The sequence below is a fragment of the Motilimonas pumila genome (genome assembly GCF_003596335.1).
Classification (GTDB): domain Bacteria; phylum Pseudomonadota; class Gammaproteobacteria; order Enterobacterales; family CBDFNC01; genus Motilimonas; species Motilimonas pumila.
Map to the genome: position 1 here is coordinate 33,233 of NZ_QZCH01000030.1, position 12,179 is coordinate 45,411.

At 40.9% G+C, this 12,179-nt stretch carries 8 protein-coding genes; 6 read left to right on the forward strand and 2 right to left on the reverse strand.

The genetic code is table 11. The annotated features are described in order from the left end of the window. Window positions 1-142: 142 nt before the first annotated feature. The 6 genes from D1Z90_RS17525 (at window position 143) to D1Z90_RS17550 (ending at window position 9,039) form a co-directional block, all read left to right on the forward strand. Entirely contained in the window at window positions 143-1,552 is a 1,410-nt protein-coding gene (locus D1Z90_RS17525) for an ATP-binding protein (protein ID WP_158587179.1), read from the forward strand. Further along, on the forward strand, window positions 1,552-4,254 hold the full coding sequence (locus tag D1Z90_RS17530; RefSeq protein WP_119912094.1) for a Z1 domain-containing protein: 2,703 nt from the start codon (window positions 1,552-1,554) through the stop codon (window positions 4,252-4,254). Before D1Z90_RS17525 ends, D1Z90_RS17530 begins: the two co-directional genes overlap by 1 nt. Beyond that, on the forward strand, window positions 4,251-5,216 hold the full coding sequence (locus D1Z90_RS17535) for a PD-(D/E)XK motif protein (RefSeq protein WP_119912095.1): 966 nt from the start codon (window positions 4,251-4,253) through the stop codon (window positions 5,214-5,216). The genes D1Z90_RS17530 and D1Z90_RS17535 overlap by 4 nt, the downstream gene beginning before the upstream one ends. A 1-nt stretch (window position 5,217) precedes the next feature. Beyond that, on the forward strand, window positions 5,218-7,272 hold the full coding sequence (locus tag D1Z90_RS17540) for an AIPR family protein (protein ID WP_119912096.1): 2,055 nt from the start codon (window positions 5,218-5,220) through the stop codon (window positions 7,270-7,272). Window positions 7,273-7,306: 34 nt separating this feature from the next. Next, window positions 7,307-7,882 carry a GIY-YIG nuclease family protein gene (locus tag D1Z90_RS17545; protein WP_119912097.1) on the forward strand — a complete coding sequence of 192 codons (576 nt, stop codon included), beginning with the start codon at window positions 7,307-7,309 and terminating at the stop codon, window positions 7,880-7,882. Window positions 7,883-7,998: 116 nt separating this feature from the next. Continuing rightward, a complete protein-coding gene (locus tag D1Z90_RS17550; RefSeq protein WP_119912098.1) occupies window positions 7,999-9,039 on the forward strand; it encodes an IS481 family transposase in 1,041 nt (346 codons plus the stop codon). A gap of 106 nt (window positions 9,040-9,145) precedes the next feature. On the opposite strand, the gene D1Z90_RS17555 is transcribed toward D1Z90_RS17550, so the two are convergent. Continuing rightward, complete coding sequence (locus D1Z90_RS17555) at window positions 9,146-10,693, reverse strand: DNA cytosine methyltransferase (RefSeq protein WP_119912099.1); 1,548 nt, start codon at window positions 10,691-10,693, stop codon at window positions 9,146-9,148. Between the two features lie 416 nt (window positions 10,694-11,109). Further along, window positions 11,110-12,179, reverse strand: a 1,070-nt coding sequence (locus D1Z90_RS17560; RefSeq protein WP_119912102.1) for an integrase domain-containing protein, incomplete at its 5' end; no start/stop codon positions are given.

A 12,179-nucleotide genomic window follows, 5' to 3' on the forward strand; every position in this document is an offset into this window, starting at 1 on the left:
AGTGTGTATATGTGACATGTAGTGGATTATGTTGGGTCAATAGTTCACGGTTTATTGAGAGTTATTGTCAATTATGAAGCTGTTGTCGTTACCTCCAGTGGCTGGGCCATTTGTCCAGAGTCTTAGAAGTATTGGATATTCAATGGAATCTGCGGTTGCTGATTTAATTGATAACTCTATATCCGCAAGGGCAGGATCTGTCGAAATATTTACAGAATGGCGCAATGCCGATCCAGTACTTGCTATCATAGATGATGGCTATGGTATGACGCCAACGGAAGTACAGAAAGCTATGCAGCTTGGTACTATTGGTCCTGACAATGAGCGATCTGAAAATGACCTTGGTCGATTTGGAATGGGGCTTAAAACGGCATCATTTTCTCAATGCAAGAAGCTTACACTTATCAGTAGGGCAGACAGCAATGATGATTGGTACGGAATACGATGGGATCTTGATTTAGTTGAGAGAGAAAACCAGTGGTTAGCGCAAATTATTAAGCCCGCTGAATGTGAGTTGTACCTGAAAGATGTTGGATTCGAATATTCAAAAGGTACTGCAGTTATATGGAATACTTTTGATAGAGCTTTAGACCTAACTGCTGCCAGTGCTGAGCGAGCTTATGATAGGCGCGTTAGCGCTCTAGTTGATCATCTTGCACTTACTTTTCATCGATTTATAAGAGGTAGGGAGGGTACAAAGAAACTTACTCTGCGTCTTAATAAACGGCTTATTAAGGGGATGGATCCGTTCGCAACCCGGCCTGAAACTAGCAGACAAGCATCGACTTTATTGTCTGATGAGACTCTGAGGTTGGGTCATTGCTCTATCAAGATAAAAGCCTACCTATTACCGCACCCATCTAGCATGACTCACTCATTTGCTCAAAGAGTATCTCTTAACGGTGAACATCATGCTGGGCAAGGCTTATATATTTATCGTGCGGGAAGGCTAATATCTTCCGGGAGCTGGTATCGGCTTGCTAGAGCATCTGAAGCTAACAAGTTAGCTCGAGTTCAAGTGGATTTTGATAACAATGCTGATCATTTATGGCGTATTGACGTTCGGAAGTCTCGAGTAGATTTACCGGCTTCACTTCGTGAGCAGCTTAGAAGAGTCATAATTCAGTGTTCAAAGAAGTCATCAACTACGTTCACTCGCCGGGCAAAGATGCCATCGTTAGATATAGAGCCAGTTTGGCAGCGGGTTTACGATAGAGATAAAGAACAAGTTCATTACGTTCTTAACCGCAGTCATTCTGCGCTTGCTGTAATGCTACAGTCAATTACTTGCGGTCAAACAAGGTCTGCTTTAGTAAGCATTATCGAGACTGCGCTGCCTTTAGCACTGATAAAAAATGATGTGTCCGCGACAAATATAAAACTAGATCAAGACTCAGAAGATTTGTTTGGTCAAGGTCAGAAATTGGCTGAAAGTCTATTCAAAGCCGGAATCGATCTTGAAATTATCTTTAATGCGTTAGTTCACGACAGCAATATTGGCCTTACTAGAGAGCAGGCCGAGAAAATTATAAATAAGATAGAGGTTAGGTAATGTTATCTAAGGATACAATCGTTGAAATGGTTGTGAATCAGATGGAAAAAGATGCACACCGTTACGATCGAGAAATAACAAAAAACTGGATTGACGAGCAGTTAGATAGCTATCGAACCAAACTAAACCTTGATCAGGTTGATGTTGAGGTTATCGAAAAACTTTTTCGAGAAAAAGTTGCTGTTACCGTTGGTGAGGCGGCAATCCTAATCAGCGATGAACCACGTAAAGAGTGGTTAACAGAAGACAAAAAGCAGACGATTGACTGGTACTATTGGCGACGCTTCAAGGATCATTTTAAGACTAAAGATATACCAGAAAGTGTATTAAAAAGGACTGATACTGATACTGACCGAATTCTTTCTCTCATTGGCGATCCTGAATCTAGCTCAGGTTTTCCGTGTCGAGGAATGGTGATCGGTGATGTTCAAGCTGGAAAAACTAACAACTATTCTGCTTTAATCAACAAGGCTGCCGATGCAGGCTATAAACTAATCATTGTCTTGACCGGAACCGTAGAAGATCTCAGGCAGCAAACTCAGGAAAGGCTTGATAAAGATTTTGTTGGTAGCGTCTCAATTGCGGGGAAGTCCAATAAGGACAGAGAAACAAAAATAATAGGGGTTGGTCGCTCAAATGACTCGAGGCTTCCATTCTGTCTGACAGATCGAGATGATGATATCAAGAAGGACCCTCGTTACAGAATTTCCACAATAAGTGAGCCAATTCTTGTTGTCACCAAAAAGAACAAGCACCCACTGCAACGACTTGTTACTTGGCTAACTTCTGAGGTCAATGCAAAAAATGGTGGAGTGGAACAGCCTGTCTTAATTATTGATGATGAAGCTGACAATGCTTCAGTTAATACAGGTAACGATGATGAAGATCCAAAAACCATCAATCGTCTGATACGTGAAGTACTTCATGCATGTAGAAAGTCGAGCTATGTAGCTTATACGGCGACTCCTTTTGCTAATATATTCATTCATCCAGATTCGGAAGGCGATAGGGCTGACACTGACGATCTGTTCCCTAAAGACTTTATCGTGGCATTGGAGCCGCCAAATAATTACTGTGGTGCACGTTATTTCTTTAGGAATAACGAGGTGACAGATCGAACCTGTGTTGAAATTGAAGATGCGGGAGAACATCTTCCTATAACTCACAAACCGGGTACTGCTGTTACCTCCATACCTAAGTCGTTAAAAGAGGCAATCGGAGCTTTCCTTCTAGCCTGTGCTATTAAGGATATCCGCCGTAATAAGTACCTGATCAAGCACGACCATGACTCAATGCTTATCAATATGTCGAGGTTAACGACAGTACAGTCTGATATCACTCCTTTGGTGGATACTTGCCTAGATGAATATTGGAGTGCGATAACTGTACACGCATATAAACTAGGATCTGAAGTTAGCTCTGAGGGTATGAAGGCTCTTCACTCTATATGGAGTAAGCATTACGAAGGTTGCTCCAAAGAGTCTTGGGATGAAGTGCGTAGTTCTTTGGCTGAAATGGAGAAACCTAAAACAGTTACAGTTCACAGCAAATCCGGTGATTCGCTGACATATGAAAAAGATGGTCCCAAAAAACAGATTGCGATAGGTGGTCTTAAACTCAGTCGTGGCCTTACGCTTGAAGGGTTGGTTGTAAGTTACTTTTATCGACGTTCGGTAATGTATGACAGCCTCATGCAAATGGGACGTTGGTATGGTTACAGAGATGGATATCAAGATCTGTTACGTCTTTGGATTACCTCCGAGTCCTTGGATTGGTACGCTCATATCTCTGAAGCATCTGACGACTTGCGTGAACAAGCCGCTGAGATGCAGCGCAGAAAGATGACTCCAAGCGAGTTTGGTCTTCGAGTTCAGGCGTCTCCAGATTCGCTGATGGTAACCGCGGCCAACAAGATGAGAACAGCAAAAACTATTATGACCCGACTTCGTTTTGATAACCGACTTTTGGAAACAGATTGTGTTGACTCAAGACCAGATGTCATTGAAAACAACTTTGATGAGTTCTCCAACTTCCTAGGACGAATAGCGGATAAACGTTACAGCGGTTCTGATATACCAAAAGCACATCGTCAGCATATTCATTTTAAGAATGTAGACGCAGGAAATATTATCAAAGGTCTTAGAACATTTAATAATCATCCAAGTTGTGGTTTTTGGGCAGAGAATAACTTGTTTCTACAGTACCTGGAGGAACGTTCAGGTGATGAATTAGCAATTTGGGATGTATTTGTTTATCAGCCAAATAAGCCCAAAGAAGGTGAATGGGTAGCAAGTGATGGCGAGAGATTTGCACGCCTACGAAGAGGGATAGTTGATAAACCAAAGAACGAGAAAAACCTTCATGAATTACGGTTAAGTCGAAAGCAATCGATTACTAGCCGTGGGGTAGAAGCGTTGGGACTCACTCAAGATGAAATTGATGCTGTGGAGCAAGGCTCAGGACTTGTTGCCGATAAGAAGTACCGAGCTGCCAGAAAGAAGCCTACGCTAATTTTTCATGTTATTAAAGCATGTGAATACGATGGTTCCGATAGGAAAAATATCTTGTCAGAGCGTGATGTTCTTGGTTGGGCCATATCCATTCCTGAGTCTTCTGAACCTCAACCTGATGTTCTGTGGAATGTGACTATCGATTGGTTTGAAAAATATGGCATAGAGTTAATCGATGAGTCTGAATTATGAGTAGTATTGAAACGCCATGGACAAATATGCGAGCACCTAGAACTGGTGCATTAACAACAATACTAGTGGATCAAGAGCAAAATAATTCATGGTACTGGATACGGTGTAAAGATGGTCAATTTGGTGTTGCTATCCAGCTTCCCAGTGATGCAGTTACTTCAACTGCATCTATAAAGGGAACGTCAAAGCTAAATATTGCTCGTGTTAATGATATGAATGGTGAGCATTATTTAGGGGTGGTAATCGGTGCGTCTGAGCTTGCGACAGTATTTTATCGGCTGTGCCTTGACCTTATGTCCGCATGTCAGTTTTCTACATCTCCAGAGCAGATTGTGGCGATTTTAAAGCGTAGAGTTCTTGTGTGGCAAAGGTTGTTTGAAAAGGGGAGGCGTAAGCTGAGTCCAGAAGAGTGCTTAGGGCTCATCTCTGAACTAAAGTTTTTACGTGAAATCTGGATCCCTGATGTATCTACAAACGGTGTTTTGGGCTGGCAGGGGCCTACGGGGGCAGCACAGGACTTCTATGATGAGACGATTAGTGTGACAGTCGAAATTAAATCTCATGCTTTTGATTCCAGTGTTGTTAAAATCTCATCACGCGAGCAACTTGATGCCGAAGGGCATTTATTTCTTACTGCCTATCCTGGAGGTCTATCTTCGGATGGAAATGGGGTGACACTTAACGACTTTATAGAAGAAACGAGAACTATGATTCCATCTAGTCAATATGCCGCCTTTGATGAGTTATTACTTAGCGCTCGATATATCAAAGACGATTGTTACGATGAATTGTATTTCGAACTTGGTGAACCTAGAGTATTTCTAGTTGAAAATGACTTTCCTCGGTTGACAGGGGATAACCTTCCATCGGCAATAGGTAGAGTCAAATATGATCTTGATTTAGTCTTAGCTGCTGACTGGGCATGTGCGATTAGTGAGATTAGTGCGAGAGCTAAAGGCTGATATGAATGAACTGACTGAGTATTACACTTCGCTTATTGAGCATGTAAAGGCTTCATCAGATGTTGAAGGACGTTTAGTTGAATTCGAATTTCTTAGCTACATCCTTGATCTTTTGTCTGATGCTGGTGAATTTGATGATTATGTGATCGTCGAAGATGGTAGAGATGGTGCAGGAAGGTGGTTGATTGATGGTTACTCCTTTGATACAAGTAACTTTTCTTTGTCATTGTTTGTAACTCTAATCTCTTCATCAGAAGAGGCGTCAACACTAACGAAGCGTGAAATTGAATCAGCAATTAAAAAGCTCTCCAAGTTTGTAAAAAATACTCTTACAGAGCACTTGCCTTCAGTCTTTGAGCCATCTAGCAACTGTTATCAAGCCGCCCGTCTAGTTTTGGATAACTGGTCTGACATATCCAGAATCAGGTTTGTTGTGGTGTCTAACAGGCCTACTTCAGACAGAATGCGTGATGTTATCCTGGATGATATTGATGATCGACCTTGTACCGTCCATTTGTGGGATCTTAAGCGGATATTTAAACTCGAATCCTCTCGTAATGAGCGAGAGGAGATGATTATAGACTTTCGTGATAACCCGCTACCATGTTTGGTGGCTCATGATGATACAGAAGGGGAACAGTCAATACTTGCTGTAATGCCTGGTACTAGATTGGTTTCACTCTATGGGGAATGGGGAGCACGATTACTTGAGCAGAATGTCAGAAGTTTCCTTCAGCACAGAGGTAAAGTAAATAAGGGGATCCGGACAACCATTCTGAATGATCCAAGCCATTTTTTCGCATATAACAACGGATTAACAACAACGGCTCAAGGAGTGGTAATTGAACAAACCAGTCATGGACCAATGATTGTTGAGCTTAGAAACCTCCAGATTGTTAACGGTGGGCAAACAACAGCCTCTATTTACAGTGCATACGTCAAGGATAAGGCTGACTTATCGCGAATATCTCTGCAAATGAAACTAACTGTTCTTTCTAGTGAGGCATCAACAGAGCTTGTTCCAAGGATTTCTAGGTACGCAAACTCCCAGAATAAAGTTTCTGATGCAGATCTTTTTTCTAATCATCCATTCCATGTTCGTCTGGAAGAATTTTCAAGAAGAATTTGGGTTCCTGTGCGCACAGGTCAGAACGCACAGACACATTGGTTTTATGAAAGAGCCAGAGGGCAGTATCTAGATTCACAGGCATATCTAACACAGTCAAAGAAAAAACAATTTCAGCAACTTCACCCACGATCACAGTTACTTACAAAGACTGATGTAGCAAAGATTATGAACTCTTGGGATTGCTTACCACATGAAGTAAGTAAAGGTGCTCAGAAGAACTTTGCAAAATTTGCAGAGCTTATTGATGCTCAGTGGGAAAAAGATGATCTAGTATTCAATGAGTTGTATTTTCGTAAGCTGATCTGTAGAGCCAGTATTTTCAGAGCTCTTGAAAAAGTGATAATGAAAGAAGATTGGTATACTGGTTATCGAGCCAACCTCGTTACTTATGCTATTGCCCGGTTATCATATGAGGTTAGTGAGAATTCTTTAGACTGGAATTTGGATGTTATGTGGAGAGCGCAAGTTATACCGGAAGCAATTATGATGACTCTTCGTAAGTTGTCTTATGCAGTTCATGAGTTATTGCTTTCTGAGCACCGCCCGGTTGGAAACCCTAGTGAATACGCGAAGCGACAAATGTTCTGGGATACTGTAAAGAATTTAGAGTGCGATATTCTTGAGGTCAGTACTCTCTTGATAAGCAAAGCGGATGTTATGGAGCAAGCTGTAACTTCCAAGAAGGTTCAGAAGATTGATGACGGTATTGACGCGCAGGAAAGAGTTTTAAAAACACCTAAGAAAATATGGGATCAAGTAGAGTTACACTTGCTTGACGACGATGCAGCAACACCGGCTTTGATTGGAATTTTGCAGGTAGCAAAAAATCCCGCGAAACTACCATCAGAAAAACAGTCTACAGTACTAGTTAAACTATTGAGTCGCTATTCGGAAAGGTTATCACTTGAGCATATTATAAAAAATTAAGTATAGATATCAAGGTAGTTATTGGGGAAGTAAAATGACAAACACCTATTACGTATATGCCTTAAAAGATACTCGAGTTACCCCTGCACAAGTTTTCTATATTGGGAAAGGTACAGGAAGTCGAGCAACTGATCATTTAAAACGAATAGATGACACGCGAAAAGGTAAACACATTCAAAACATTCTGGATGCTGGTGCCACAGTAATCATTAGTAAAATTGTCGAAGATATCACTGAAGAGCAAGCTTTAAAGATTGAACTTGAATTTATTTCTAGCTTTGGGACCATCGATAATGGTGGCACTCTCTACAACAGTGTTATACCTAAATCAATTTCAAGGAAAATAGATTCTAATGTTAGCGTTGCAATAGGCTCAGTAGAAAAAGCTCAACTTGGCCTTAAACTATTGAAAGACTCTATAACATCATTAGCAGAAGAGAATCCTGAAGGTATAACAAATTCAGATTGTGCTCATTATTTAGGTCTACAATCGGATAATGAAGGTAATCAACAAGATTACCTTAGCTATAGCGTGCTAGGGCTATTGCTCAAAGAAGGTGTTTTGGAAAGTGCTAAAGTTGGTAACCGCCGAAAGTACAAGAAGCTCTAATTAGGTGTATTAGTTCAGACAAGATCTGACATTTCGATTTGAAAAATTGAGAGTTACCCGTTTTGATAAAGGTGTCGAATCTTTTAATCAAAACAACCCAAAAGGTGGTAACTCTCATGTTGCATACTAACAACCCAATCATAAAACACAAAACTGGATTACTTAATCTTGCTGAAGAATTAGGTAACGTGTCAAAAGCCTGTAAAGTCATGGGCGTTTCAAGAGATACATTTTATCGATACCAAGAGCTAGTCGAAGATGGTGGCTTGGATGCGTTAATTGATAAAAGCCGTAGAGCACCAAACATCAAAAATCGTGTAGATGAAGTGACCGAAAATGCGGTTGTTCAATACGCTATTGATTTTCTTGCGCACGGTCAGCACCGAACCAGTAATGAACTGCGTAAACAGGGAGTATTCGTTTCAGGCAGTGGGGTTCGCTCAATCTGGCTACGGCACGACTTGGAAAACTTTAAGAAGCGCTTAAAAGCATTAGAAGGGAAAATTGCAAATGAAGGCATTATCTTAACTGATAGCCAAGTCGCTGCACTGGAGAAAAAGAAAAACGACGATGAGGCCTGTGGCGAGATTGAAACAGCACATCCAGGCTATCTGGGGTCACAAGATACCTTCTATGTTGGCAACCTTAAAGGCGTAGGCCGTATCTATCAGCAGACGTTTATCGATACCTACAGCAAAGTAGCTTTCGCTAAGCTCTACACCACCAAAACACCAATTACGGCGGCCGACATACTCAATGATAGAGTTCTGCCGTACTTCGAGCAGAACGAACTGCCAATGCTGCGTATTTTAACTGACCGAGGCACTGAGTATTGTGGCAAGGTTGAACATCATGACTATCAGCTTTATCTGGCGATTAATGATATTGACCATACTAAAACTAAAGCAATGTCGCCTCAAACTAATGGCATCTGCGAGCGCTTTCACAAAACGATACTTAACGAGTTCTATCAGATTACGTTCCGCAAAAAGCTTTACAGCTCGCTTGAAGCACTTCAAAAAGATCTGGACGAATGGATGGCTTATTACAATAATGAGCGAACTCATCAAGGAAAAATGTGTTGTGGCAGAACGCCCTTTGAAACATTACTTGACGGGAAATCGATTTGGGCTGAGAAGAATTTAGCTCAAATCTAAACTGACAGTCACCGATAGAAAAACGGGTAACTGTCAGATCAAGTCTGAGCTAGTACAAATTAGGAATATGGAAAAATGCCAAACCTAAAACCAAGAGCTTCTTACTCTAAGTAACGTCATTTAGTAGTTTTAGCACGATTTGACCAATTTGCTGCGCCAAAAAAGGTGGCACAGCATTGCCTACTTGTACATATTGTTGTGTTCTATTGCCTTCAAATAGATAGTTATCTGGGAATGTCTGTAATCTTGCAGCTTCACGAACAGTTAAACTACGACACTGTTTTGGATCGTAATGGATAAAGTAATGGCCATCTTTTGAAATATGGCTGGTTACTGTAGTAGCTTCTTTATTCGCAGATTGAACTCGGAATCGATCAGCATGTGTCCCTGTATTCCAATTAGCATGTGCTGGTGCTAAGAACGTTGGAAAATCACGAGATTTAGGTGAAACACCATTATTTAATAATGAGTAGGTTGCACAAAAGGCGTAACGAAGTAAATCCTCATTCATATGACCTCTTGTTTCATGATTTAGCACACAGCCTAAATTTTTATCCAACAACCAATTGCTAAGTGGCTGCGGAATTTCTGCACTATCTATATTGGAGTGTACTGAATTTTTACGCTTTAGATTTTCATATGGCGTTAAATCTAGCCCGGCAAGCTTTTCATTCGGATACTGATTACATAAGAATTGCTTTAATTGCTTAGCATGGTTTTTAACGGTACTAGTCCATATGCAGGTATCATCTTTTTGTTTAGAGAAGCCACTTCGCAGTTTTGGTAAATCATTCAGAACACTTCGTGTCGTAATTGGATATTCTACTGCCTGTTGTAATGTCTTAGGAACAGCTTCAATGTCGTCACGAACACCTAGGAGGATTACGCGGTGTCTTGCTTGAGGTATGCCATAGAATTCTGAGCGTATTAAGAAGTCTGATGAGTTAATATAGCGAGGATCTTTCTGAACATCCGCATCAACAACTAAAGAATAGATTTTGTAACCTGATATACCAACTACACCAGTAACCGTATTAGGGTTCCTTAAATCTTCAAGGATTTGGGGAAACATCATCTTACCGTCAACTTTAGCCGACAATATCCCTCGGACGTTTTCCATTACAAACACTTCAGGTTGAGCAATAGATATGACTTTTAAGTATTCTTTGTATAAAAAATGTCGATGATCATCCTCGGCTTTATAATCTTTAATACCCGCATTACGAGAACGTCCAGCTAAAGAGTATGCTTGGCAAGGCGGCCCGCCAATGACTATCTTAGGACCTTGGTGTCCGGTGACTAGTTCTTGAATCCTTTCATGGATAAGCTCGTTATCTTCACCAAGAGCCCTTGGTTGATATAATGTTTCCTTAAGTGCCGCTTGAGCTTGAGCATCATATATAGAAAAAAGCTCATCGCGAGTAATTAGACCACGAACGTATTTATAGTAATCATTTCTAGCTGCGGAGTTATCTGCGATTTTTCTAAAAAATGCTCTAGTTGTCAGTGTTCTATGTGCTGATGGTTCTTTTTCGACCGACACGCCAATATCAAATGGCTTAATACCATTTTTAGTAGTACATGACGAGATCCCTTCACCAAGCCCACCAGGACCAGCAAATAGATCAATAACTAGAATTTCGCCTGCTTCCATTTTTTACTATTTCTTTTCATTAAAATTCTAGGCAATCATACCAGGCTAAATTCTTAGGGCAACAAGATATGGTTGTTCTTGTTAATATAGATTGGAAGGGGTTGAAGTTTAGACACATAAGCCAATTTCAATGCTTCTATATACCACCTCTACGTGGTTAGCATGGGTATAAATCGTTCTAAATGAGCGGAATGAGTATCGACACAAAGAGTCTAGTTATCACATCTGTAAATAAAGTACATCGACGTCAAAGTTTACCCATTAAGTGTAAGGCTAGCCACTGAACGTAATAAGCGCCGACAAACAGGCCTACCAGCAAGATAAACGTACGTTTTTGAGCCATATTATAACCTTACAGGAACATCGAAAAAGCGAGTTGCTAATGAGAATCTTTTTTATTGTTTCGCTAGACCTTGCTAAACAATAATTTTTAAACCTTTAGTTCCAGTAACAGAGAGGCTACCTTTGGCGGCCTCTCCTATATGCCCGCTCCACCAGCACATCATAGGTATTCGACGCTCTAGGTAGTCGGTACGGTTATAGGCGCTGCGAACCTGGTTATCATCAACGTGAGCAAGTGCAGCTTCAATCAAATCAGCTTCAAAACCTTGTTCATTGAGCGTTGTACTCGCTAGTGAACGTAAACCATGACTAACAAGCCTACCAGCAAAACCCATACGTTTGAGAGCCATATTTGCTGTTTGGCTATTACATGGTTTCTTAGGATCTCTGTCTGAAGGAAAAACAAATTCCCTATGTCCGCTAATTGGTTTCATTACTTCAAGCAGATCAAGAGCTTGTTCAGTAAGGGGGATACGGTGTTCCCTACGTTTTTTCATTCGTTCGGCAGGTATGGTCCAAACTTTTTCATAGATATCAATTTCACACCATTTAGCTCCAGAAGCTTCAGCTGGGCGAGTCATAGTGTTCAATTGCCACTCTAACAAGCATCGAGTTGTACGTTTGATGCTAGCATTTGCAATGGCTCCCATAAGTTCTGGTAACTCTGCTGGTTTTAACGCTACCATATTTTCTTTTTTAGGCTTCTTAAAAGCGGCTTTAATCCCAGTCAATGGGTTAGCTTGAATTAGACCGCAGTTGGTAGCGAAGTTCATCACTTCATTGAGGCGTTGAGATAAACGTTTCACGGTTTCTAAGCTGCCTTTAGCTTCGATAGGCTTTAGAAGCTCAATGACTAATGGCGCTGTAATACTTTTAACTGGCATATCGGCAAGGTGAGGAAATATATGAAGCTCTAGAGACCGCCAGATGTCAGTGGCGTAATCTGGAGTAACCGAGTCTTTCTTAACTTCAAACCATTCCTTTGCCACGTTTACAAAGGTGTGTTCATGAACCTCTTTATACTCTTGCTGTTTTTTCTTTTGGTCTTCTTGAGGATCTATACCTTGCAGGGCGGGATCGCACTTTTTCAACGAATATGATCTAATAGGCTCAAACCCGTAAATCGATACGAATTTTGAGCCTG

Bases quoted from the DNA above. Each gene is read 5' to 3' on its own strand.
- D1Z90_RS17525 (WP_158587179.1), top strand. From the start codon at position 143: ATGGAATCTGCGGTTGCTGATTTAATTGATAACTCTATATCCGCAAGG.
- D1Z90_RS17550 (WP_119912098.1), top strand. From the start codon at position 7,999: ATGTTGCATACTAACAACCCAATCATAAAACACAAAACTGGATTACTT.
- D1Z90_RS17540 (WP_119912096.1), top strand. From the start codon at position 5,218: ATGAATGAACTGACTGAGTATTACACTTCGCTTATTGAGCATGTAAAG.
- D1Z90_RS17545 (WP_119912097.1), top strand. From the start codon at position 7,307: ATGACAAACACCTATTACGTATATGCCTTAAAAGATACTCGAGTTACC.
- D1Z90_RS17530 (WP_119912094.1), top strand. From the start codon at position 1,552: ATGTTATCTAAGGATACAATCGTTGAAATGGTTGTGAATCAGATGGAA.
- D1Z90_RS17535 (WP_119912095.1), top strand. From the start codon at position 4,251: ATGAGTAGTATTGAAACGCCATGGACAAATATGCGAGCACCTAGAACT.
- D1Z90_RS17555 (WP_119912099.1), bottom strand. From the start codon at position 10,693: ATGGAAGCAGGCGAAATTCTAGTTATTGATCTATTTGCTGGTCCTGGT.